Source organism: Pirellulales bacterium, assembly GCA_019694435.1.
Lineage (GTDB): Bacteria > Planctomycetota > Planctomycetia > Pirellulales > JAEUIK01 > JAIBBZ01.
In genome coordinates this window covers 22,108-45,713 of the sequence record JAIBBZ010000029.1, presented here as the reverse complement: position 1 = coordinate 45,713, position 23,606 = coordinate 22,108, and the positions used below count along the sequence as shown (strand labels likewise).

The following is a 23,606-nucleotide window of genomic DNA, read 5'->3' as shown; positions in this document are numbered from 1 at the left end:
GCTGGTCGGTCAACCCGCCCGGAGGATGTCGACATTGATCGAGGTCGCTGATTTCTCGAAGGCCTATGCGAACCATCTGGCCGTCGACGGCCTGAGCTTTCGCGTCGAAGCGGGGCAAATCCTGGGGCTTCTGGGGCCCAACGGGGCGGGCAAGACGACGACCTTGCGCGCGATCGCCGGCATCATCCCACCGACGCGCGGGCGGATTGCGGTCGCCGGGCACGATGTGACGCAGGACGCCACCGAGGCCAAACGCCAGTTGGCCTACGTGCCTGACGATCCGGCACTGTTTGACGCTTTGACCGTGTGGGAGCATTTGCGCTTCATCGCCGCGGCATACCGGGTCGACCATTTCGAACCACAGGCCGAAGCGCTGTTGACCCAGTTCGAGTTGCAGGAGAAGCGCGATGTGCTGGCCCAGGAATTGTCGCGCGGCATGCGGCAAAAGGTGGCCATCTGCTGCGCCTATCTGCATCGGCCGCAAGCCTTGTTGCTCGACGAGCCGTTGACGGGCCTCGATCCGCGGGGGATCCGCCGGTTGAAGGAGTCGATCGTACAACTTGCGCGCGACGGCGCGGCCGTGATCATGAGCTCGCACCTGCTGTCGATGGTCGAAGATCTCTGCTCGCACCTGCTGATCCTCCACCGGGGGCACCGGCTGTTCTGCGGAGAGTTGTCCGAGGCGCGGCAAGCGTTTGCCGGCAGCGCGCACGATTCGTCGCTCGAAGAAGTGTTCTTTCGAGCGACCGAAGGCACACCGGAGGCGCCCCCGGCGGGCGCCGTCGCGAGCCCGGCCGTCGATCTGTCGCAGCCCGGGGGCAGCTAATGCCGCGCGCGCTGTGGTTCTTGATGCACCTGCAGGCCAAGGCACTGCTGCGGCGGCTGCTGCGTCGCACGCGCTCGGTGCGCGGACTGGTGTTCTTCGTGCTCGGGGTGTTGGTCCTGGGCTCGCAACTGCTGTTCGGTCTGGGGCTGTATCTGCGGCAAACCCGCCCCCCTGAGGAGTTTCTCGGCTGGGGGCCGGTGGCGTTTTTCTTGCTCACACTTACAGCCTTGCTCGGCAGCGGCGAAGGTTCGCTGGCATTCCGGCCCGCGGAAGTGGACCTGCTGTTTCCGGCGCCCTTCACGCGCCGGCAGTTGCTCATCTATAAGCTGGTGGGGCGGTGGTTCGGGGCATTGTTTTCCGCGTTTTTCTTTTGCATCTGGCTGATGCGCTACCGCCACGATGCCTGGTTCGTGCTGGCCGGCGCATGGCTCGCCATCTATGGCGTGCAGCTGTTACCCGTCGGCCTGACGCTGTGTGCGCAACGCCTGGCAGCGGTGACGACTCTGCGGCGCAACGTGCTGATCGCGGTCCTGGTGTTGGCGGGCACGGCCGCGCTTCTGGCCTGGCGCCAATCGCTCACCGGTGACCCGGCAGACTACTGGCAGCAGCTCCGCGCATCGCTGCCTGCCCGCGTGCTGTTGGCGCCCTTTACGGTGTTTGCACACGTGATCGTGGCGCGCGATTGGGGGGAGTTTTGCGGATGGGCAGCGCTGGGATTGGCCATCGACGGGTTGCTCGTCGCCGGCATCCTCTGGCTCGATGCCAACTATTACGAGGCGGCCATTCATGCGAGCCAGCGAATGCAAAAGCGGATCGAGATGGTCCGCCGCGGCGGCGGGCTGATCGTCCGCGGCGAAAGAGCCGCGGCGCGGCGCCTGCCGATGCTGCCATGGCTGGCCGGGGCGGGGCCTATCGCTTGGCGCCAAGCGACCACGCTGGTGCGGACCAATTGGTGGTTGTTCCTTGTAATCGTGGGCATCGGCGCCGCGCCGGGATTAGTGCCCTTGTTGAGCAAACCGGACCGCTTCTCCAGCGACTTGCTGTTGGGCATCGCGCCGCTGTCGATCGGCTATCTGACGTTGATGCTGATCTGGACGCTGCGGTGTGACTTTCGCAGCGAGATGGCGCGCATGGACTGGCTGAAACTACTGCCGCTGCGCCCCTGGGCGATCGCCGCGGGCGAGTTGCTCGTGCCCTGCGCGCTGACCACGGCCTTGCAAACCTTCGCGTGGGCGGCCGTTTGCATCTACGCCGGCCGGCCGCAATGGATCTTTGCGGTGCCCGTCGTGGCGGCGCCGGTGAACGTGATTCTGTTTGGGCTCGAGAATGCGATGTTCTTATTGTTTCCGCCCCAGACCATGCTGGGCCAGCCGATGGACTTTCAGAATTTCGGCCGCCACCTGGTGCTGGGCGTGACTAAGACGTTTGCCTGGATGATCATCGGCCTGATCGTGGGCGGGCCCGCGGCGGGAGTGATGCTGTTGACCGACTCGCCGGCCGCGGCCGTGTTGGTGGCCAGCGCGCTGGCCGTGACGGTTGCCGTGCCGATGGTCGCCGCAGTCAGTTGGGCCTTCACGCGATTCGATATCACCCGCGATTTGCCGCAGATGTAGGCGGGTTGCACGGGCCGCCGGTCTCTTGGCGAGCAGCTAGCACGCACGTGGTTGCCAGCACGTTCGACGCTGTCGTCAAGCGTTTTCTCGCGAGCGGCCTTGCTCGATCGCTCATCGTTCGGCTACTTTCCCCCTCGCTTTTCTTCCGGCAGCGGCGTTCCCGGGCTGCCGCGCGCGCCTGCGCTGCGATATCGAGTTGAGGTCAGGATGGGCAAGTCCAGCTTGGGGCCGTGGTGCGTCTGGTGGTCGATGGCCTTCGCCGCATGGGGATCCGGCCTGGCCCCCAACAGCACGGCGCTTGGTCAGTATGCTCAGCCGGTGCCCACGCTGTCGGCGCCGCAATCCGCTCCGCGCGCGACCGCGCCGCTGTATCCTGCGCAGCAACCGTTGAATTACGCGCCGGCCTATCCGGCGCAGGCCTACTTGCCTCAGGCGCCACCGGCATATCCTCCCTTGGCCGCGCCCGTGGCAACGGTACCGCTCAATCCGGGCTTTTCGGCGCCTCCGCCAACGTCGCAAACACCGGTGCCCACGCCTCCGCCTGCGGCGCCGCTCTTACCGCCCACGCCGACCAGCATCTCGCTCCCCTCGACCGATGCCCAGCCGGAGTTGTTGGCGCCGGCCGGGACGATACCTCCGAGCGCGCCCGAGGCCGTTGCCGCGCCTCCCGGCGAGTCGGCGCCGACGGCCGACGACGACCAGCCGGCCGCCACGGTGATCGTCGAGCCCATCCCCGAGGCGCCGCCCAAGCTGTGGAGCGGGCGCATCGAGGCCGGCATCAACGGAGCCGACGGGAATACGCAATTGTTCAGCAGCCGATTTGGCACGAAGCTGGCGCGCGAAACGCCGCAGGACAAGTTCAAGTTCGACCTGCTCTACGGTCGCAGTGAGAACTTCGGCAAGCTGACCGAGAACAAGGCGATCCTGGAAGTCAATCAGGACTGGAACATTTCCGATTCACCCTATGCCTGGTTCGTGAACTCGATGACGGAATACGACGAGTTCCGCAACTTCGACGTGCGCCTCACGCTTCATAGCGGCTTGACCTATCACGCCTACAAGGGCGACCAGGGTTTTCTCGACCTTCGGGCCGGTGCCGGTACGGCGCGCGAAATTGGCAGTCCCGACAATGAGTTCGTTCCTGAATCGAAGCTGGGGTTCGACCTGGAATACAAGCTCACGCCGCGACAGAAGATCACCGGCTCGAGCGACGCGTTTGTCGACGTGACCGATATCAGCCACGTCCGCGTCAACAGTCGCGCCGGCTATGCGATCGCGCTCGACACGGCGCGGAATCTGAACCTGGAGTTCGGCCTGCTCGATCGCTACGACAGCACGCCGAACGGCGCGAAGCCCAACGACATCGACTATAACGTCTTGTTGTTCTGGGGCTTCTAGCGCTCCAGGTCGACCATCGCAGCCAGCAGCACGACACCTACACCGAAACGGCGGCCTCGTCGCGCTGGCCAATCTCGGCCCACCACTGCCGGGCCCGTTCCTCGGACCAGCCATCGGCCAGCTCGCAGGCGGCCAGGGCTGCCTTGAGATCCTGTGCCGAGGCGTAGCGCCGCGTGGGGTCCTTGGCCAGGCACCGCAGCACGACCTGTTCGAGATCGGTCGGGATGCCCGGCCGGACCATCGACGGCGGTACGACCGGATCGCGTGCATGCGCAATGATCACGTCGACCGCCTTGGGGCCTTCGAACGGCGGCCGCCCGGTGAGCATGAAATACGCCACCGCGCCTAGGCTGTAGATGTCGGTGCGCGCATCGGGATCCAAGCCGCGGGCCTGCTCGGGGGCCATGTAGAGCGGCGAACCGTTGACCGAACCCTCGGTCGTCAGCTCGAGATCCTCGTGCTGGGTGAGGTCCTTGTCCTTGACGAGACCGAAATCGAGCAGCTTGGCCACGTCGAACACGCCGCCGCGCTGCGCCGCGAACAGGTTCCCCGGCTTGATGTCGCGATGGACCAGCTGCGCCGCGTGCGCCTCGGACAACGCATCGCACGTTTGCCGCAGCAGATGGATGGTCCGCTCGGGCGGGAGCGGTCCGAACCGCCGCACCAGGTCGTGGATGCTCAGGCCGGGCAGGTATTCCATGACGTAGTAGAACGTGCCGTCGTCGGCGCGGCCGTAATCGAAGATCTCGACCGAGTTCCAGTGCGAGAGCTTGGCCGTGGCGCGGACCTCGCGTTCGAACCGGGCCAGGGCCCTTGGGTCGGCGGCACGGCCGGGACGAATGAGCTTGATAGCGCACGGCCGCTTGAGCAATTGATGCTCGGCCAGGTAGACCTCGCCCATCCCGCCGACGCCCAACAGCGCGCGCAACTTGTACTGGCCCAACTGCCGCGCGGCATAGGCCTCGCGGCGCAAGCTGTGGATCGTGTGCGTGCCGTAGATGGCCATCAGCGCGGTGGTCGACAGGTAGATCGCGACCGCCGACAGGCTGAGCGCCGGAATCGTGGCCGCGACCGTCGGATCGCTCCACCGCGCGACCTGCAGGATAGCCAGCGGCAAGAGCGCCATCGGCACCACCACCATCGCGGCGCGCCGCCAGTTGTTCGGAATGAACATGCCGTAGACCATGATCAGGCACAGCCACGGCGTGGCCAACTCTGAGACGGCCGCGATCAGCCCGATGTGATCGTTGACCTGCGCGCACACGCGAATCCGCATCTCGCCCATGACGACGAAGTACAGCGCCGGCAGGCCGAAGATGGCCGTTTCGAACAGCCGCAGCATCCACGGAGCCAGGCATAGTCGGCTCCACAGCAACGCCGCGCAGAGCCCTTCGACGAGCACGAAGGCCACGTGCAGCGCGTTCAAGACCGCCTGGCGATGGCCGTGCACGCTCAGTTGGGTCGTCGCCTGGGCATAAAACACCCAGATCAGAAAGGCGCCCGAGCCGATGAACAGCACCAGCGCCGCGGCCCGCAGCCGGGTTCGCAACAAGGCGACCGTTTCGGCCGACATGCCGGTGCCCGTCGAGTCACCCCAGGGGCAAATGCGTGGGGCCGGCCGTGAACCGGGTGAATCGATTTCGAGAGTTACCTCGTCAGCGGCCAGAATCTGCGGACGCAAACCCGGCGGTCGTCCGGTGTGGGTGCCGGACGAACCGTCGTCGGTCCGTGTGTCGAAAGGCTCCATCATTGGGCCGTACTTTCGCTGGACGACTGCCAGGTGGGAGGCTGCCATACCTGGCGGCCACCGGCGGGAACCAGTCTTTGCGCTCCTTACCGCGTACTTCTACTTCGTTGGCTGGCTTGGATTCTTGGCGTTATACGCCACCATTCGGGACTAGGTTCGCCAAGAATCGGGGCGGCAACCGCCTGGCCAACGCTTCATCAGAGACGCGCCGCGCGATGCAGGTTCGCGGCTGCCAAGGGTTTGGAGCCGACGAGGCTTGGTTTATCATTTGGCATCCGGGGGGCGGGATTTCTGCCGTTCGGTTGGCAACGAGCGCGGTCGCTCGCTGTTTCGGAAAAAATCTCCGAGAAAACGTTGGGCGCCATGAAACGGACCGGCCTGTATTTCCAAGATCGGCTCGGCGCAATCGTGGCGATTGTCGCACTTGCGATTTCCATGGCCCCGGCCCGGGCCGCCGATCCGCCCGCGGCGCATCGAGTGCTGCTCCTGGGCGGCAGTTCCGGCAGCCACCGCCCGGCCGAGATGGTTCGCTTGCTGGCGCCGGCCTTGGTCGGGCGAAACATCGCGGTGACCTACACCGAACAGGTCGACGACTTCAACGCAGAGAACCTCAACCGTTACGACTGCGTGGCAATCTACAAGGACGACGGGCAATTGCCCGAGGCGGCCGAGGCGGCGCTGACTGCGTACGTCGAGGGCGGTCACGGCCTGGTGGCGATTCACTGCGCGTCGCATGCCTTTCGCAACAGCCCGCGCTACGGTGCATTGGTCGGCGGACGCTTCGCGAGTCACGGTCGCGAAACCTTTCGAGCACGGATTCTCGACGCCCAGCATCCAGCGATGCGCGAGGTCCGCAGTTTCGAGACCGACGACGAAACCTACGTTCATAACGAGCTGGTCAACGACCTGCGCGTGCTGATGGGCCGCGAGGATGCAGGGCGCTACGAGCCGTATGCATGGGTACGCGAACAAGGGCGCGGGCGTGTTTACTACACTGCCCTGGGCCACGACGAACAGACCTGGGCGCAGCCGGGGTTTCATGGCCTGATCGAACAAGCCGTCCGCTGGGCGGCCGGCGAACTATCGGACGATGCGCCGGCGAACCCGGTGGTCGACGACCGGCCCGGCCCTCTGGCCCCGGTCGATTCGATGCGGCACATGCACCTGCACGAAGGGTTTCACGTCGAGTTGTTCGCCGCCGAGCCGGAGATCGTCAAGCCGTTGACGACGACCTTCGACGAGCGGGGGCGCTTGTGGGTCGTCGAGAGCGTCGATTATCCGAACGACGTGTTCGAGCCCTACGCGGGCCACGACCGCATCAAGATCTGCGAAGACACCGACGGTGATGGACGGGCCGACCGCTTCACGGTGTTTGCTGACCGGCTCAATATCCCGACCAGCATCCAAGTGGTCCACGGCGGGGCCCTCGTCGCGCTCGCGCCGCACATCGTCTATTTTCAAGATACCGACGGCGACGACGTCGCCGACCGACATACCGAGATCATCACCGGTTTCGGAAAATTCGACACGCACGCCGTTCACAGCAACTTTCAGTGGGGGCCCGACAATTGGATTTGGGCCACGGTCGGCTATAGCGGTGGGCGGATCGGCGACGCGGAGCCGTTCAAGCAGTCGCTCCTGCGGTTTCGGACCGACGGCACGGCGCTGGAGATCCTGACGCCGACGAGCAACAACACCTGGGGATTAGGCTTCGATGCCCGGGGGATTCCCTTCGCCTCGACGGCCAACAACCAACATGCGGTGCACCTGGCGATCCCGAATCGCTATCTCGAACGCGTCCGCGGCCTGAAGGCGATCGGCAGCGCGGGCATCGAGGACCACAAGCAGTTTCATCACATCGGCAGCGACCTGCGGCAGGTCGATTTTCACGGCGGCTACACGGCGGCGGCCGGTTTCACCTGGCTGACGAGCGACAGCGTCCCGGAACATCTCCGCAATCGCGCGGCGCTGGTGTGCGAACCGACCGGGCACCTGGTGCACATCGATTTTGTCGTGCCCCACGGCGCCGGCTTCGTGGCTCGCGACGGGTTCAATCTGCTGGCGAGCGATGATCCGTGGACGGCGCCCATCGAAACGCACCTGGGCCCCGACGGCGCGATCTGGATGGTCGACTGGTACAACTACATCGTGCGCCACAACCCGACGCCGGTGGGTTTCGAAACGGGACCAGGCAACGCGTACATCACGCCCGAGCGCGACAAGGCGCACGGCCGCATCTATCGGCTGGTGCCCGACGGTGCTTCCCCGATCACCACGCCGCGCCTGGCCGAGGCCGACGAAACGGAACTCGTCGCGGCGTTGGCCCACGGCAACTCCTGGGTCCGCCAGCAGGCCCGGCGGTTGCTCGTCGAACGTGGTCGACGCGATGCGGCGGAGAGCGATCGCGTCGGCGAGCAGCTCCTGCGGGTGGCCGCGACCGAGTTGATCCCGGCCGTGCAGGTGATCGAGTCGCTCTGGGCGATCGACGGACTCGACAGATTCGATCTGAGCGCGGCTTATCGGCGTTTGGACCAGGCGAGCCAGCACTCGGTCGCGGCGTTGATCGACCATGACGACGCCGGTGTGCGCCGCGCGGCGGTGAACTGTCTGGGTAGGCGCATCGAAGGCGTGTTCGCCGGTCGCCTGGCCGCGCTGCCCGTGCAGGATGCCGACGCGCAGGTTCGCCTGGCGGCCTTGCTGGCTTTGGCCGATCATCCGCAGCCTGGATCGGGCGCCGCGATCGTCGCCGTGCTGGCCGACGCGAACAGCGCCCAGGACCACTGGTTGGCCTTGGCCGCAACCAGTGCGGCGGCGATGCAGCCGGAAGAATTTCTCATTGCGGCGCTGGCGCGGCAGCTCGAACCGGAGGCCTGCCAGGTCGTGCGCAAAGTCGCCGAGCATGCGGCCCGGCAAACGTTCGACGCGGCCACGGCGCGCCGCATCATCGCGGCGGCGAAGGATGCCCCGGCAGCGGTCGGCGAAGCCGTTTGGTCGGGCCTGGCCGCCGGTTGGCCGGAGTCTGCCGAGCTTTCGCTGTCAGATGAAGAACAGCAGGCGTTGGCCGAGATCTACGCACGGGCCTCGACCGCAGGCCAGTTGGCGCTCTCGGAACTCGCCGGTCCCTGGAAGCTGGGAGATCGTTTCCGGCAGGCCGCCCTGCGGATGCGCGACGTGGGTCTGACGGAACTGGCCGCCGCCGAAACAACGCTCGAGCGCCGCTTGGAACTCGTCGCTCAATTGGGCCGGATGAGTACCGGGGTGGACGACGCCGATCTCGAGGCGCTGGCAGCGCTCTTGGATCGGGTCGGCCCGCAATCGCCGCCCGAGTTGACCAAGGCGGTGTTCGACGCCCTGGCCGACGCGCGACATTCGGGCCTGGGCAAGCTCGTGGCCCAGCGCTGGTCGCATTGGACGCCCGCGGCGCGCGGGGCGGCTGTGAGCCTGCTGCTGCGGCGCTCGGCCTGGACCTCGGCGCTGCTCGATGCAATCGACGAGCGCTCGATCGATCCCGGCGACCTGACGCTCGATCTGGTGCAACAATTGACCAGCCATCCGAATGCCAAGCTGGCCCAGCGCGCCAAGGCTCTGCTGGCCGAACGCGGCGCCAGCGACGCCAACCGCGAGGCCATTCTGCAGGCCTTGTTGCCGTTGGCCGAACGGTCGGGCGACGCCGCGCGCGGCCGCGCGGTGTTCGAGCAGAACTGCGCGAAGTGTCATCGCCTGGGCGCGCTGGGCCAGGCCGTCGGTCCCGATCTGACCGGCATCGCCGTACGGACCAAGGCCGCGATCCTCACCGAAATCCTCGATCCGAATCGGTCGGTCGAGGGCAACTTCCGTCAATACACGGTGACCACGAGCGACGGCCAGGTGTTCTCGGGGTTGCTGCTGAGCGAGACGCGAACGGCGGTCGAGTTGCTCGACAGCCAAGCACAACGGCATGCCATCTTGCGCGAGGACATCGACGAGCTGCTCGGGTCGGCGCGAAGCGTGATGCCCGAGGGATTCGAAAAGCTGCCCCCCGACGATCTGGTTTCACTGTTGGAGTTCCTCGGCCAACGCGGCGAATATGTCCCGCTGTCGCTGGCCAAGGCCGCGACGATCGTGTCGACGCAAGGCATGTTCTACAGCCGCGAGGCCACGGTCGAGCGGCTGGTGTTCGACGCCTGGGGACCGCAAACCTTTGCGGGCGTGCCGTTTCAACTGCTCGATCCGCGCGGCGGCACTGCGCGAAATGCCATCGTGTTGCAAGGCAAGCAGGGACCGGTGAGCGCGACGCTGCCGCGTAGCGCCACGGTCGAATGCGGCTTGCCGGCCAAGGCGGTGCATCTGCTCGGGGGCGTGGCCGGCTGGGCGTGGCCGCTGGGCCAGAAGAGCAGTGTCTCGCTCGTCGTGCGGCTGCAATACGCCGACGGAGAAATTGAAGACCACGCGCTGCGCAACGGCGAGCATATTGCCGACTACATCCGCCACGTCGACGTGCCAGGCTCGCAGTTGGCGTTCTTGTTGCACGAACGGCAACTGCGCTATTTGAGCATCGTCCCACGGCGCACGGCAAAGATCGCTCAAATCGAATTCGTCAAAGGCGACGACGATACGGCTCCGATCGTCATGGCCGTAACCGTGCAGACACCGACCGGGAACTCGCCCGAATAGCCCGCCGGCGCGTGCGCTAGGGCAGCGTGGCGATCCAGCGGACGAAATCGGCATCGATCGGCTGCCAGCGATCCTCGCCGAGCACGCGTTGTAGCGTGGCGGCGCCATGCGGATCGCTGCGGTGATGAGCGCGAAATTCGCGATAGAATTCGCCGAGCAATCCGCGCTGCTGCAAATACAGGCACAAGTAGCGCGCCTGGGCATAGTTGATCGCTTCGAGCCCGCCGCGGAAGTCGTCGGCCTCGAGCAACTCGCCCAGCGAACGCAATTCGCCGGCGGCGATCGCGCGCCGCAGCACCAGCAGACGCCAGTTGACGAGGCCTTCGATCGCCTCGTCGCGAGCGACGATCCGCGACTGCTCGTGCAGTGAAGCCAACCCTTCGTTGAACCATTCCGGCACGCCGGGAAAGTCCCAGGCCAGCAGCGCGTGCGTCAGCTCATGCAGCAGTGTTCCGCCCCCCGTCGAGATGTTCATCACCAGCGTGCGCGACGCCGGGCGGTAGTAACCGAATACCGAGATTCCCTCGTCGCCGAACAGCGCGCGGGCGTAATGTTCGTAGCTGTCCTCGCTGCTGAACAGCAGCATCGTGATCGGCTCCTCAGGCGGCGCGTCGAAGTAAGCATGATGCATCGCCGTGGTCGCCGGCTCGACCGTTTGGGTGTACCACGCTTCGAGCTGCGCCAAGCTCAAGTCTCCGCCCAGCACGTAAGGCGCGCGCACGAACACATGTCCGTCCTCGCCCAATTGCCGCGCCAGGCGCGCACCGGTCTGTGCGCAGGCGCGTGCTAATTGCCGCTGATCGACCGCGAGCGCACCGTCGAGATGCGCGTGCCGCGACGACGCGGCGACTGCGCCAGCGCTCAACACGGTGTTGGTGGTCGGCGCCGCGGCGGCCTGGGAACGCACATAGCGCGAGACCAGCAGCGAACTGCTCACGATTGGCAGCGGTGCCAGGACGAGCAACCAGGTGCGCCAGCGCGACACGACCGACCCCGAGCGAAGAGAAGACGAGGGAAAAGATCCGCGCCAAACGGAAGCGGCGCAACCTCGTCAGTCTACCCGCGGAGTGCCGTGGTCTGCGAGCGGTACCGGGCACGCGAATCGTGGGTGTCTGCTCAACGCAGGTCGGGTCGTACCGGCTGCGTGATCGCGCGGGGCCAATGCTGCCGGTGTGCCTAGCGCCGCATCTGCGGACCGAGGCGCGCCGAGGGCGGCTCGAGCTCGTCGGCCGGCGAAGGGGCCGAGGGCCGGGCATTCGGCATGTTGTCACCTCTGGGCGGGCTACCTTCGTCGAGATCCGGCAGGTTGCGATCTTCGAGATTCACCTCGGCGCCGCCGGCGCCGGGTTTCGATCGCTTGCCCGAGTTGGGCGAGATCATCGGCTCCGGTCCCAAACCAGGATCGCAGAATGCCGAGCCCACGCGGTCGTTGTTGACGCAAGGCTCGCAGCCGCCTGCGTACACGGGCCCGCAGTAGTCGTAGGGGCTAGCACACGTCGTACAACCCGTGGTCGAGACGATCGTCGCCGCCAGGACCAAGACGAGTGCAACAAGCGAACGAGACATGCGGCATTCCTTTGCCCGAGGCCCAAGTCGACCAACCGCCCTGGCCCGCTGGGCAAAGACGGTTTCGTCGGTAGGGAGTTTTCGGCCGCAAAGCTTGACTAACCCGCATCTTTTTACGCGAAATCCGCCTTGCCAGCGGTGCTGGCTTCGTGCTTGCACCTACCCTGATTGTGCGGCTTCGCCAGTCGACGAGCTTGGGCGTCGGTACTGCCTGGTAGGGAGTGTCGACTGCTTGCAGCCGTGTTGTGCACGGGCAAGTAGCGCCCCACGAAAGGAATGCCCGCCGCGCCGGGGACCAGGTAGCGTAGCGCGGTGAGCAGACCAACGACGGTCATGGCGTCGGCCGGCGCGAGATCGGCAAACAGCCAGACCAAGGCCGCGTCGCGCGTGCCCACGCCGCACCAGGTGACTGGCAGCAGGCCGGCGAAAATCGCCAGCGGCACTCGTGCTCCAACCGTGGTCCAGGGCAGCTCGACGCCGGCGGCACGAATGAACAGGCCGATCTGAGCCAAGTGCAAACACCACAGCAGAAAGGTGAAGCCGCCGAGCGTGACAAGCTGTCGCGGAGACAAGGCTGCGCGTGTTCTGGACCACATGGCCAACGATGCCGCGGCGAGCGTAGCCGCGCCTGCAACATAGATCCAAGTGCCCGCGCCACCCCAGAGCAGCGCGGCGATCGCGGCCAGAACGACGACGTCGGCCAGCTTTTCGATCGCCGCAAGCAGGGCGGCCCGGGCTCGACCACCGGCGTCGAGCCCCGGCAACATGGCGGCCTTGGCCAACTCGCCCGCCTTGGACGGCACCGCCAGGTTCAGCGCCGAAGTGGCCAGCGTCTGGCGGATCGACTCGACGAGGGAGATGGAGCCGACCGGACGGCACCAGGCTCGCCAGCGCAGGGCCGAAATCAGGGTCTGCGGTAAGAACAACGCCAGCGCCAAGCCGAGCGGAGCCAGTCGCAGCTTGCCAATCGTACTCGCGACGGCGTGCCAGTCGGCCGCTTCCACGACGACTGTCAGCAGCGCGACGGCGACCAGGAGCTGGACAAGCCGCCGAATAGACCGTCGTTTCACGCGGGAAACTCCCGTACGACGGTCACGACGCGCTCGGCATTCAATCGCTCGACGTAGGACGACAAATCGTGCCAAGGCAGCAGGGCCGCGTCCTGATAGACGCCGGTTGCGGCGACATAGGTCGATTCGTGATCGGTGCCAAAGCTCATCCGCCGCACGCGTGCGCGCGGCGCGTGCAATTGAATCGTATCGATCACCCGGAGCAGACCCCTCCGGAATTCGAAACGCCGCATGAGCTGGATCGGCGCGACTTGCCGGCGGGTGATCAAGCGGCGCTGCAGCAACTTCCGGACAAAAGAGCGGCCAAACCGGCCGACCGTGAGCATGAAGCCGCGTAGCAAGACAAGCTTCCAGGGAGTCATCTGCTCGCTGGGCGCATAGTGCAGCGGCCGGACGATCTCGAACGATCCGTCCGCCGAATGAGCCGCGGCCGTCGCTGCAATGGGATTGGAATCCGACGAATTCCTGTCGTGCAGTTGCGACACCGCGACGCGGCGATCTTCGAGTTCGACGACCAACCCGGTGTCGCTCGCGGCCAGCTTGCCCGCGGCGAAATGTTGAAACACACCGCCGCGAGCCGCAGAGATCACGGTGTGCGCGTCGTGCGTGTGGCGCACGGCGAGGCCCGCTTGGGGAAAGCTCTGCCAGGTCGGCTGGCTCGCTTGCGCCGGCGCACGCGTCGGGCTCCAATCGAGGTGGGCCTCGATCAGATTGGCCAGGCGGTGAATGAACAAGCGGTCGTCGTCGAACCAGGCCTGACGACCTTCGCCGACCGCCTGCAGAAAGCCGTCAGCCAGGTCGGCAGCCGAGGCGTTTTCGGCGGCCAGCAGTTCGCAGCCGTGCGGATAGAAATGATGCGTGCCGCGGCTGCCGTAAGGGCCGGCATAGCTGCCGTCGGGGTGCAGACAGGCCCGCGAGAATTCGACCGCACGGTGCAGGGCCTCGTCGAACCAATCGGCCCCCGTCTCGCGGCGATATTTGGCCAGGCAATCGATCGTCACGCTCTGGTAGCCCGGATCGGCACCGCCATATTCCTCGAACCAACCCTCGGGCGACTGCCAGGCGAGCAGGCACGAGATGCGCCGGTCGGCCGCTTCGCGCCAACGCGAGTCGCCAGTCACCTGGGCGACGCGCAACAGCCCCAGCGCGGCCAACGCGTGATGATTGCTCAATCGGCCCGATTCGTCGTGGCGGACGATCCAGGCGGCGCGGCGCTCGAACCAATCGAGCAGGCTCGCGTCCTGCAGCCCTAAGACTCGATAGGCCTGTACCGTGGCTTGCAGGGAAAAGACCGCCGCACCCAAGGCTCGCTCGAACGGGTAATAGTCGTCGCACGAGCCGTCGGGATGCGAGCTGCGGGCGGCAAAGCGGATCGCGGCGACGGCCCATTCGCGCAATCGCGGTTCACCGAACCAGCGATTGCCGGGCAGGTCCCAACGATAGAGCAGTGCGAGCGTCAGGGCCCCTTCCTGGTACATTTCCGAGGGAAAGTCGCTGGTGCGGTAGTGCCAGTATTGGCGATCGAGGCAGCCGTACGTGGCGCGGTACGGATTGCGATCGATCAATCCGAGCAGATGCGGCACCTGGGTCAGCGCTGCCTGGGCATAGCGAGTTCGTAGCGTCGCATCGCGGGGTAGCAATCGGGTGCGGCGCCCTCGGCGCGGGGCGAAATGCGGTCCGCACAGCCAGGCTTCTTCGTGAGTGATCGGCGGCGAGAACGCTTCGGGAATGCGGCGTAGCATCACGACGTCTCCTGCGCGCGAATGGTCAACCTCGCCGATGGTGCGCGACAATCACCTCGGCCAGCAAACCCAACATGGCGGTGAGGAACCCCGCGGTCAGCACGACCACGTCCGATTCCTGCATCGACCCGGTCGCGTTGAAGCTCCACACGGTCTTCAGCACACCGAGCGCGAGGACGACCGCCGCCAACGGCAAGAACACCTTGAGTGGCCGGAAGTAGAGCACGATCCGCAATACGGTGCCCAGATACTGGAGCGTGTCGCGCACCGGATGAAATTTGCTCCGCCCGATCCGCGGCCGATACTCGACCGGTACGTATTTCACGGCGTAGCCGTTGGTCAGGAAGGCGAGCGTCATCGTGGTGACGCAGCTAAAGCCGTCCGGCACGACCCACAGCCAGGGCAGCATCGTCTCGCGCTTGAACGCCTTCAGTCCGGTGTTCAAATCCGGGATCCGCCGGCCGGTGAGATAGCAGGCGAGTTGGCGGATGAACCACTTGGCCGGCACGCGCAGCCAAGGCAGGGTGCCCTGTTCGCTCGTGCGCGCCCCGTTGACCTGATCGTAGTCGGGAAACCAGGCGAGCAGCTCGGGGATGGCCGCGGCCGGGTAGGTGCCGTCCGCGTCGAGCATCACGATCACTTCGCCGTGTGCCGCGCGGATGCCGGCCTTGCGCGCGGCGCCCGCTCCACGCTGCTCCGCCAGGCGCAGCACGCGCACCGGCAACTGCCAACAGCCATCGGCAAAGCGCTGGGCGCGGGCGGCCGTGTCGTCGGTCGAGGCATCGTCGACGACGAGCACCTCGCATGCGATGTCGTGCGCAAACAGCACGCCGACGACTTCTTCGAGCACACCTTCGATCGCCGCGGCTTCGTTGTGCGCGGGCAGGACGATCGATACGGCATAACGGCGGTCCAGTTCGGCACTCGCCGCGGCGACTAATTGTGTTTGCCAACCGTCCATGGCTGGTGGCTGCCTTGCAGGGATGAATCAAGGCGGCCGACGATTAAGCCCCACCTTGGACCATTCGTGCGGCCGCGTGCATTCCTTCGCTAGCGACCGTTTGTAGCACGCGCGGAGAGGCAGAACCAACCACAGTCGTAGGAATTTTTCGTCCAACGCCGCTAGCAATGCTAGCGGCGTCGCGACGAACGTGCCGAGTCTCAACGTGGATTCGCCGGCTAGCGCGGCTTGGGCATGACCCCGGCGCCCGGCGCGGCCATCGCCATGTTGGGCGTGGGATCGAAGTCGACGTTGCGCAGCGCCCAAGCCAAGCCGCCCAGCAGAATCTGTTGAAACAGCGGATTGTCCCAGACATCTTCGCGATGGCCCATCGACGTGTAGAACACGCGGCCCTCGCCGTGTTTACGGGCCCACGTCGACGGGTAGGGCGGGCGGTTGTATTCGCCGCCTTTCATGCCCTGGGTGTCTTGCACGAGGATCACGTGCAGGTCGTCGGCGTAGTTCTTGAGCGAGTACCACTCGTCCATCAGCATGAAGCTGTCGCCCGCGTCGGCGAGCCCCGGAAAAGTGGCCGAGGCGACGACCTGACGCGATTCTTGCTGCGGTCCGTGGCTGATGAATTCGCCGCCCAACATGTTGATGTAAGGGTCGCGTTCGGTTTGCGCCTCGAAGCGATGCTGATGATGGCCGGGCGAATGGAACGTGTCGGCGCCGCTGTGCGTGGCGCAAAAGCCCTTGCCGGCCTTGACGGCGTCGAGCAGCTTTTGCTTGCCTGCGGCGCTCATGGCGGGCTGCTTGTCGCCTGTTTCGCCGTTGGTCAAATCTTCTGTGGTGTAGAACACGAACGCGCCGTACTGATCGATATCGCCGTCGAACAGGCGGCCGTCCTTGCTGCAAGTCACCTCGAACCCGTGCTTTTCGCCGAGCTCGGTCAGGCGCTTTTCGGCATAGCCCAGTTGATCGCCCTCGCGGCGGATGGCCGAGTGCTCGAAACCAGCGCTGCGGGTAAAGAACAGGACCTTCTTCTTCGGTTGGTCCTGGGCGGCGGTCCACCCCCAGGGAAACGCCGACAACGACAACGCCGCACCGGCGGCCCGGACAAACTCTCTCCGCTGCATGACGAGGATCTCCGCACTAGGGCACGTCGGCCGCTGGCATCGCCGACTCGGATGGTGACGCCGGTCGGAGTGCGACCGGTGCGCGTTAGAATAGTCGCCCGTCATGCGCCGGCCAAGTCGCGGCCGCAGTTTTGCCCAATCCATGGGCCGCCTTCGGCCGCCTGACCACGGGGCCCTATGCTGCTGTTCAAAAAGAAGTTTTTGCCGGCAATTCGGGCCGGGACGAAGACCCAGACCATTCGCGTCTGGAAGCATCGCCGGATGCGCGCCGGGCAACGGAGCTATATCCCGGGGGCCGGGTACATCGACGTGCTGACGGTCGAGCCGATCACAGTCGAAGGGCTGACCGATGCCGATGCGGTGCCCGACGGCTTCGCCACGGCCGCCGATTTGCGTGCCGAACTCAGCGAGCTATACGCCGAGCAACTGCAGGCCGGCCATGCAGTTTACCGGGTGGTCTTTCGCCTCCGCGCAGAGGCTTAGCGGCTATTTCGCCGGGCGCGGCGGGACCACCAGTTGTTGCGTGCCGAAGACGAAGTAGGGCATCGCGCCGGTAAACTGCAGATTCGCCTGCTTGATCTCCTCGGCCAAGACGGAGTTGAGCAATTCGTCGCTGTAGGCGTCGACTAGTTCGTCGCGAACTTCGACCCAGCTCTTTTGGCCCGGCCGGATGTCGGTGCACTTGATCAGGTGCACGCCGACGCCCGTTCGCACCGGCGGGCTCACTTCGTCTTTCTTCAATCGAAAGGCCGCATCGGTGAAGCGGTTTTCCAGGCGACCGCGCCGCGGGATAAAGCCCAGGTCGCCGCCTTTGCGCCGGCTGGGCCCCGCCGAGAAACGTGCGGCCGCGTCTTCAAACGTCAATTTGCCCTCGCCGATCAGCGTGCGCACTTGCTCGGCCTTGGCCAGGGTTTCGTTCAGGGCTCGCACGCGGTCGACGCCTTCGACGCGCCAGATGATGTGGCTCAGGCGCAGCACCGAACCGTCGAAGAGCTGGCGGTGCTCGTTGAAGTATTGTTCGAGCACGGCATCCGTGGCGCGGGCCCGGACTAGCGCCTGAAGGCCGGTGCGATAGACGGTTTCTTCGCGCAGTTGGGCGTCGGTCCGGTTGCTGAGTTTGAGAAAATCTTCGTAAGTCTTGTTTTCACGCTGCAGATTCGTTTGCAGGAGTTGAATCGCATTCTCGACGTCGGCCGCTGTCGGCGTCAGGCCCTCGCGGCGGAGGTACTCCATGATGATGCGCCGTTTGACCAGAGCCTCGAGCGCCTCGGCTTGCAACATCGGCAGCGCGTCGATCGCCGCCTGGCCGCCACGCAGCGTCTGTTGTAACTCGCGTTCGACTTCGTCCTGGTAAATCGATTGATCGCCGAACCGGGCTACCACGACGCGCTCGGAAGCCTCGCCGGCCGGGGCTTGAGCGTCTTGCGCCGCGAGGGCCGCCGGCAGGCAGCCGGCCAAGCACCAGGCGAGCAACAGCCTCGACAGCGGAAGTTCGGCATGCATACGGGTCATGGAGGCGCTTGTTCCCGGTCGGATCGGGCTCAGGGTAGTTCGATATCATGCAGCCGATACGCGGTCGGCAGGCTGCGAATCGCCGTGGCCGAATGGTAAACGAACGTGTGGCGATCGATACCTCCCGGCAAGTCGAACAGGTACGCCACGCCGACCTCGGTTTCGGTGCGGCGTGTCGTCTCGAACGTCGACGGCTCGACGACGGCGCCGTCGGGCGCCAGGAGCACGGCCCGATTGTTGAAGATCCAGCCACGGTGTGATTCGAGCGCCGCAGCCGGATCGTCGAAGCTGATGCGCATCCGCACTTCCCAGGCGTCCTGGTTCTTGCGGACCTGCTCGAGCGTGACCGTGGCCTCGTTGTGACGCTGGCGGACGTCGCGCGCGGTGGCCAGTTGCTCGAAGCGGAAATCGTGCTCGTGGATCGCGAGCAGCGCGAACAGCGTACCCTCGAGCGAATTGATGGCCGCAACATCACGAGACGGGGGCGCCAGATTGAGATCGAATTCGACCGCGTTGGAACCTTCCGGCGTGGCGAATTCAAGCTCGCCCACCGCGTCGGTACCGAGCTTGATGGACGAGCCGTCGCTGCACACTGCGGTGATATTGGCAAGCGGCTGCTTGAGCGCGATCACGTTCAAGCGCGGTTCCCAGGCCACTTCGATGCGCAGGTCGAGCCGGTGGCTGCCCGCTTCGCGAAACTGACGTTCGGCCAGGACCATGATGGGCTCAAACCGGAAGGCCCCCTGATAGTGTGCTACGCCGAGGCGTTGCCGGCTCGTGGGACCTCTTTCGATCAGTGCCAACGCAGGCTCGCCGGCAAACGCGTACAGCGACATCTCCGTGTGATCGAGCAACTGGTCGATCGCTTGCCAAAATGGCACTCCGTCGAGCGCCAGCGTCACCTTCTTGGCCAGGACTTCCTGGCCGAATCGCTCGCGGTAATCGATCAGCGCGTTGCCCGTTTGCGTTTGGATTTGCGCTAGGACCTCGGCCAGGGAGTGAGGCTGGCCGTCGAGCGTGACCGTCGACGCTTGCGTCAATCGCTCCGTCTCCAGTTGCTCGAGACCGCTACGGACACGCGCCAGGCGCTTGCGAGCCTCGGCCGATAGGGTCGCGTCGTCGTCGCCTGGCAAATGCGCCAAGGCGGCGGGGCCCAGCTGCAGCAGTTCGACCTCGGCGGCCTCACGTGCGGCCAGGGTCGGTGCGTCGAGTTGTATGACGAGCCTGGCAATCTGTTCGGCCAGCACCTTGTTCGCCGGCGGTGCGGACGCCGCCTGCCCGCACAACGAAGCGGTGACCAAAAACGCAGTGGTCCATCCGGTCATGGCGCGAAACCTCGGTGCGGAATGAAATTCAGGCGCCGCTCAAAGACGGCTGCCTGCCCGTCATTCTACGGCTCGCGGCGGGCGGTCTCCAGCAAGGCGGTATCCGGCTTGAATCGCGAATTCGTGCGCGGCGCGTTGCCTTTTCGCATCACGACCGTAGCTCGGGAATTTACCGGGCGCGGGCAAGCTAGATTTTCGGTGGCAGACGGCGGTCAGGCTTGGACGAGCCTTCCCCCCTGCTACGCATGGGAGCAACGTGCGATGAGCGGATTTCGCTGGCTGGTCTTGACCTTGATCTGTCTTGTCGCGCAGTCCGCGTCTGCGGCCGATGCACGCTTGCAATACATGATCCAGTTGAGCGTGCGGGGACAGTCGCTCGAAGGGATGCCGTTGCTCTGGTCGAAGAGCGAAGCCGTCATGCTGCTGCGCGACGGGCGTTTGTGCGAGCTCGATCCGCGGGCGGCCACCGATCTGCGCAAAACCAACCCGGAGTTTGTCGGCTATTCGGCCGGCGAGGTGCGCAGCCAACTGGCTGGCGAGCTGGGCAAGTCATTCGAGGTGACAGGCACAGGGCACTACCTGGTCGCCCATCCGCGCGGGCAGCGCGACCTGTGGAGCACACGGTTCGAAGACTTGTATCGCGAGTTCGTCCATTATTTCGGCGTGCGGGGGCTGAAACTGCACGAGCCGCGCTTTCCCCTCGTGGCGATCGTCTGGCCGCGCCACGAAGATTTCCTCCGCTATGCCGCCGCCGATGGTCCAAGGTTGAGCCCGAATGTCCTGGGCTACTACTCGCCGAAGACCAATCGCATCACGCTGTACGACGTGACCAGCGGCAAGGGCGGCGCGCAGGATTGGGCGACCAACGCCGACACGATCATCCACGAGGCTTCGCACCAGACTGCCTTCAACACCGGGGTGCACAGCCGGTTCGGAGTCACGCCGCGCTGGCTCGCCGAAGGCCTGGGCACCTTGTTCGAGGCCCGGGGTGTCTGGAATTCGCGGCACTACAAGGCCGTGCAGGACCGGATCAACCAGCAGCGGCTGGCCGATTTTCGCGAGGGGCTGGCGACCCGTCCCCCGGGCCTGCTCGTCGAACTGCTCAGCCGTGACGATTTGTTCGAGTCGCAGCCGCAACGGGCGTATGCCGAGTCCTGGGCATTGACGTTCTTCCTGGTCGAGCAATTACCGCGATCGTATACGGCCTATCTGCAGCGGACGGCGGCCCGGGAACCGTTTGCCAACTATCCCGATACGGATCGCCTGGCCGATTTTCAGGCCGAATTCGGCGACAATCTTCGGCTGCTCGAAGCGCGCTTCTTGCGGTTTATGGAAGACGTGCGCTAAACGCCGGATTTAATTCCCAGCACGTGGGTGTTTTTGGGGTGCCGGTGCCTCGGCGCGGGCGCAGCCGGGTTGCTAGCAGTGCCTTGCCAGCGATAGAATACCGGTGGTGGGGGGAATTGTCGGCATGGATGCACCTTCGGTGCCGCCTCGTATTTCGGCCAGGCCTTCGTGATGCCGGCCAGAGGTGATCCATGACCTACCTCGAATTGGCCATCGGCACGATCCTGCTGGTGATCGTGGCCATCTTGTTTGCGGTTCGCCCGCGTGGCGATGCGCAGCCACCTCGCCTGAGTTGAACTCCTCGTTGGAGTTGAACGCGGCGCATGCAGTTCGCCGCGCGGCCAGCGCGGTCCCACCGTCGACTCGCAGGCCGGGTCGAATTCCAGCCGGATGCTGAGCTCAGAGCCCGACATTGAGCCCGGCCAGGTCGGTAGGGACGAAGCGCCCGTCTTTGCGCAGTAATTCGCCGTCGAAGTAGATTTCGCCGCCGCCGTATTCGGGCGTCTGGATCAGCACGAGGTCCCAATGCACGCGGCTGCGATTGCCATTGTCGCATTCTTCGTAGGCATTGCCCGGCGTCAGGTGCATCGAGCCACCGATCTTTTCGTCGAACAACGTATCGAGCATTGGCCGGCGTACGCGGTTGTTGCAGCCCAGGGACCATTCGCCGATGTACCGCGCCCCTTCGTCGGCGTCGAGAATCTGGTTGAGCTGGGTCGTGGCCGACCCGGCCGCAGCGCGGACGATCTTGCCCCGCTCGAATTCGAACTCGATGCCATCGAAAATCGTGCCTTGGTAGCGCGAGGGCGCGTTATAGCGGATCCGGCCGTTGACGCTGTCGCGCACCGGGGCCGTAAACACCTCGCCGTCGGGAATATTGCGCTGTCCGAAGCAGGGCCGGACGTCGATGCCGGCAATCGAAAACTCCAGCTCGGTGCCGGGCCCCGTGATGCGCACCTGCCGCGCGGCGAGCATCCGTTGGACCAGCGGCTCCTGGTCGCGGGCCATTTGCGCGTAATCGGCCGTGCAGACGTCGAAGAAAAAGTTCGTAAAGGCATCGGTGCTCATGTCGGCCGCCTGGGCGAACGAATCGGTCGGCCAACGCAGCACCACCCAATTCGTCTTCGGCACCCGCACCTCGCTGTGCACCGGCTGCCACCAGTGTTTTTGGTACAGGTCCATCTGGCTCAGCGGCACGTCGGCAAACTGGCTGCTGTTCGACGAGCCGCGGATACCGATGTAGGCAGTCATCCGCTCCATCCGAGCCCGTTCGATTTCGCCGGCCAACTGCAGGCTCTCGGCGGTTCCGGACCGGTACATGGCTCGCAGCACGGCCGTGTTCTTCAGCGATACCAAGGGCAAGGCCCCGCGCGCGGCGGCCAGCTCGACCAGGCTGCAGACGATCGACGGTTCCGGCAGGTCGAACGCCTCGATCAACACGCGCTGGCCGGACTGCAACTGGCAACTGTGATCGATCAAGATTTCCGCGAGCCGCGCGATGCGGGGATCGTTCGCCATCGGAGTCTACCTCGGGAATGCTGCACGAATCTCACGCGACGCAGCGCCGCTATCGCGGCGCCGCCACGGGTGGCATGATAGGGCGCGCTCGCTGCCGCGGCCAGCGGTGATGGCCGGGAGGCAACGAGTCGCTCCACCTCGCAAAGGAAAAGTTCGCTTGGCACGCTACCGGGTGCTTCTGACCGACTATGCCTGGCCCGATCTGGAGATCGAACGAGCGGCCCTGGCAGCGATCGATGCCGAACTCATCGTGGCGCCCCAGCGCTCGGTCGATGCGATCCGCGCCTTGGCCCCACAGGCCGACGCGATCATGACGACCTGGATGCGCGTGCCGGCCGAGGTGATTGACGCGGCCGTCCATTGCCGCATCGTCGCGCGGCTGGGCATTGGACTGGACAATATCGACGTCGCCGCCGCGACCCGGCGGGGCATCCCGGTGACCAACGTGCCCGATTACTGCGCGATCGAGGTCGCCGAACATACCCTGGCCTTGTTGCTGGCGCTGGCCCGGCGCGTGGCGTTTTACCACCGCGAAACCAAGTCGGGTCGCTACGACCTGCAAGCCGGATTTCCGCTACGGCGCATCGCGGGACAAACCTTGGGCATCGTCGGCCTGGGCACGATTGGCCAGGCAGTCGTGCCGCGCGCCGCGGCCTTGGGATTGCGGATCGTCGGCACGAGCCGCACGCGACGCGAAGTGCCCGGCGTCGCCTGGTTGCCGCTCGACGAGTTGCTCCAGGCGAGCGATTTCGTGTCGCTGCACCTGCCCCTGACGCCGGCCAGCCGGCAACTCATCGATGCCGCCGCGCTCGCAAAGCTAAAGCCCGAGGCCTGCCTGTTGAATACCGCGCGCGGTGGGCTGGTCGATCATGCGGCACTGGCTGCCGCCCTGGCCGCGGGCCAAATTGCCGGCGCGGCGCTCGATGTGCAAGACCCCGAGCCGCCCGAATTGAGTCAGCCGCCGTGGAACGACCCGCGCGTGATCGTCACGCCGCACGCGGCGTTCGCCTCGACCGAAGCGATCGCCGATTTGCGTCGCCGCGCGACGGCGGCCGTCGTGGCGTGCCTCGCCGGAGGCCGGCCGGAGCACGTGGTCAACCGCCGCGAATTGGGCTGGTAGAGAGCCGGGTCGCTGGGCGGCGCCGAGGGCACGCGCGGCGTGTGCGTGTGCGGTTTTTCCTGTCTTTGCGGACGCCGGCCGTCTGACCGG

17 protein-coding genes are annotated in these 23,606 nt (G+C 65.6%); 7 read left to right on the top strand and 10 right to left on the bottom strand.

Translation table 11 applies throughout. The features are described from left to right. Positions 1–34 precede the first annotated feature (34 nt). The 3 genes from K1X74_18190 to K1X74_18180 all read left to right on the top strand — a co-directional run bounded on the left by K1X74_18190 (position 35) and on the right by K1X74_18180 (position 3,837). Positions 35–826 carry an ABC transporter ATP-binding protein gene (locus tag K1X74_18190; protein MBX7168273.1) on the top strand — a complete coding sequence of 264 codons (792 nt, stop codon included), beginning with the start codon at positions 35–37 and terminating at the stop codon, positions 824–826. Next, on the top strand, positions 826–2,439 hold the full coding sequence (locus K1X74_18185) for a putative ABC exporter domain-containing protein (protein ID MBX7168272.1): 1,614 nt from the start codon (positions 826–828) through the stop codon (positions 2,437–2,439). The genes K1X74_18190 and K1X74_18185 overlap by 1 nt, the downstream gene beginning before the upstream one ends. Before the next feature lie 207 nt (positions 2,440–2,646). Beyond that, a complete protein-coding gene (locus tag K1X74_18180) occupies positions 2,647–3,837 on the top strand; it encodes a DUF481 domain-containing protein (GenBank protein ID MBX7168271.1) in 1,191 nt (396 codons plus the stop codon). Between the two features lie 37 nt (positions 3,838–3,874). Here K1X74_18180 and K1X74_18175 read toward each other — a convergent pair whose 3' ends face one another. Beyond that, positions 3,875–5,587, bottom strand: a complete 1,713-nt coding sequence (locus K1X74_18175) for a serine/threonine protein kinase (GenBank protein ID MBX7168270.1) — start codon at positions 5,585–5,587, stop codon at positions 3,875–3,877. Between the two features lie 360 nt (positions 5,588–5,947). Between K1X74_18175 and K1X74_18170 the strand changes: the two genes are divergently transcribed. After that, entirely contained in the window at positions 5,948–10,237 is a 4,290-nt protein-coding gene (locus tag K1X74_18170; GenBank protein MBX7168269.1) for a ThuA domain-containing protein, read from the top strand. A 16-nt stretch (positions 10,238–10,253) separates the two neighbouring features. Here K1X74_18170 and K1X74_18165 read toward each other — a convergent pair whose 3' ends face one another. From K1X74_18165 to K1X74_18140, 6 genes are all read right to left on the bottom strand, one after another. Then, on the bottom strand, positions 10,254–11,222 hold the full coding sequence (locus K1X74_18165; GenBank protein ID MBX7168268.1) for a hypothetical protein: 969 nt from the start codon (positions 11,220–11,222) through the stop codon (positions 10,254–10,256). Positions 11,223–11,413: 191 nt separating this feature from the next. Next, positions 11,414–11,803 (bottom strand): hypothetical protein, encoded by a 390-nt coding sequence (locus K1X74_18160; GenBank protein MBX7168267.1) that lies wholly within the window; start codon positions 11,801–11,803, stop codon positions 11,414–11,416. 113 nt (positions 11,804–11,916) lie between these two features. Then, positions 11,917–12,873, bottom strand: coding sequence for a flippase-like domain-containing protein (locus tag K1X74_18155; GenBank protein ID MBX7168266.1), 957 nt, complete (start codon positions 12,871–12,873; stop codon positions 11,917–11,919). Next, a complete protein-coding gene (locus K1X74_18150; GenBank protein ID MBX7168265.1) occupies positions 12,870–14,615 on the bottom strand; it encodes a hypothetical protein in 1,746 nt (581 codons plus the stop codon). Before K1X74_18150 ends, K1X74_18155 begins: the two co-directional genes overlap by 4 nt. Positions 14,616–14,640: 25 nt before the next feature. Continuing rightward, on the bottom strand, positions 14,641–15,576 hold the full coding sequence (locus K1X74_18145) for a glycosyltransferase family 2 protein (GenBank protein MBX7168264.1): 936 nt from the start codon (positions 15,574–15,576) through the stop codon (positions 14,641–14,643). Positions 15,577–15,794: 218 nt separating this feature from the next. Further along, entirely contained in the window at positions 15,795–16,694 is a 900-nt protein-coding gene (locus tag K1X74_18140) for a ThuA domain-containing protein (GenBank protein ID MBX7168263.1), read from the bottom strand. Between the two features lie 177 nt (positions 16,695–16,871). Between K1X74_18140 and K1X74_18135 the strand changes: the two genes are divergently transcribed. Continuing rightward, complete coding sequence (locus K1X74_18135) at positions 16,872–17,177, top strand: ASCH domain-containing protein (GenBank protein ID MBX7168262.1); 306 nt, start codon at positions 16,872–16,874, stop codon at positions 17,175–17,177. Between the two features lie 3 nt (positions 17,178–17,180). On the opposite strand, the gene K1X74_18130 is transcribed toward K1X74_18135, so the two are convergent. Beyond that, positions 17,181–18,206, bottom strand: a complete 1,026-nt coding sequence (locus K1X74_18130) for a peptidylprolyl isomerase (GenBank protein MBX7168261.1) — start codon at positions 18,204–18,206, stop codon at positions 17,181–17,183. 29 nt (positions 18,207–18,235) lie between these two features. Continuing rightward, positions 18,236–19,531 carry a hypothetical protein gene (locus K1X74_18125; GenBank protein ID MBX7168260.1) on the bottom strand — a complete coding sequence of 432 codons (1,296 nt, stop codon included), beginning with the start codon at positions 19,529–19,531 and terminating at the stop codon, positions 18,236–18,238. 261 nt (positions 19,532–19,792) lie between these two features. On the opposite strand from K1X74_18125, the gene K1X74_18120 reads away from it, so the two are divergent. Continuing rightward, complete coding sequence (locus K1X74_18120) at positions 19,793–20,878, top strand: DUF1570 domain-containing protein (GenBank protein ID MBX7168259.1); 1,086 nt, start codon at positions 19,793–19,795, stop codon at positions 20,876–20,878. Between the two features lie 399 nt (positions 20,879–21,277). Here K1X74_18120 and K1X74_18115 read toward each other — a convergent pair whose 3' ends face one another. Beyond that, the gene (locus K1X74_18115; GenBank protein MBX7168258.1) at positions 21,278–22,396 is read right to left on the bottom strand and encodes an aminopeptidase; all 1,119 of its coding nucleotides are present in this window, start codon (positions 22,394–22,396) and stop codon (positions 21,278–21,280) included. A gap of 157 nt (positions 22,397–22,553) precedes the next feature. Here K1X74_18115 and K1X74_18110 point away from each other — a divergent pair, with 157 nt between their 5' ends. Further along, on the top strand, positions 22,554–23,516 hold the full coding sequence (locus K1X74_18110) for a C-terminal binding protein (protein MBX7168257.1): 963 nt from the start codon (positions 22,554–22,556) through the stop codon (positions 23,514–23,516). Positions 23,517–23,606 lie beyond the last annotated feature (90 nt).

Coding starts and splice junctions, on each gene's coding strand:
- K1X74_18150 (MBX7168265.1), bottom strand. CDS start 14,615: ATGCTACGCCGCATTCCCGAAGCGTTCTCGCCGCCGATCACTCACGAA.
- K1X74_18180 (MBX7168271.1), top strand. CDS start 2,647: ATGGGCAAGTCCAGCTTGGGGCCGTGGTGCGTCTGGTGGTCGATGGCC.
- K1X74_18125 (MBX7168260.1), bottom strand. CDS start 19,531: ATGACCGGATGGACCACTGCGTTTTTGGTCACCGCTTCGTTGTGCGGG.
- K1X74_18115 (MBX7168258.1), bottom strand. CDS start 22,396: ATGGCGAACGATCCCCGCATCGCGCGGCTCGCGGAAATCTTGATCGAT.
- K1X74_18175 (MBX7168270.1), bottom strand. CDS start 5,587: ATGATGGAGCCTTTCGACACACGGACCGACGACGGTTCGTCCGGCACC.
- K1X74_18160 (MBX7168267.1), bottom strand. CDS start 11,803: ATGTCTCGTTCGCTTGTTGCACTCGTCTTGGTCCTGGCGGCGACGATC.
- K1X74_18145 (MBX7168264.1), bottom strand. CDS start 15,576: ATGGACGGTTGGCAAACACAATTAGTCGCCGCGGCGAGTGCCGAACTG.
- K1X74_18135 (MBX7168262.1), top strand. CDS start 16,872: ATGCTGCTGTTCAAAAAGAAGTTTTTGCCGGCAATTCGGGCCGGGACG.
- K1X74_18120 (MBX7168259.1), top strand. CDS start 19,793: ATGAGCGGATTTCGCTGGCTGGTCTTGACCTTGATCTGTCTTGTCGCG.
- K1X74_18140 (MBX7168263.1), bottom strand. CDS start 16,694: ATGCAGCGGAGAGAGTTTGTCCGGGCCGCCGGTGCGGCGTTGTCGTTG.
- K1X74_18170 (MBX7168269.1), top strand. CDS start 5,948: ATGAAACGGACCGGCCTGTATTTCCAAGATCGGCTCGGCGCAATCGTG.
- K1X74_18130 (MBX7168261.1), bottom strand. CDS start 18,206: ATGACCCGTATGCATGCCGAACTTCCGCTGTCGAGGCTGTTGCTCGCC.
- K1X74_18185 (MBX7168272.1), top strand. CDS start 826: ATGCCGCGCGCGCTGTGGTTCTTGATGCACCTGCAGGCCAAGGCACTG.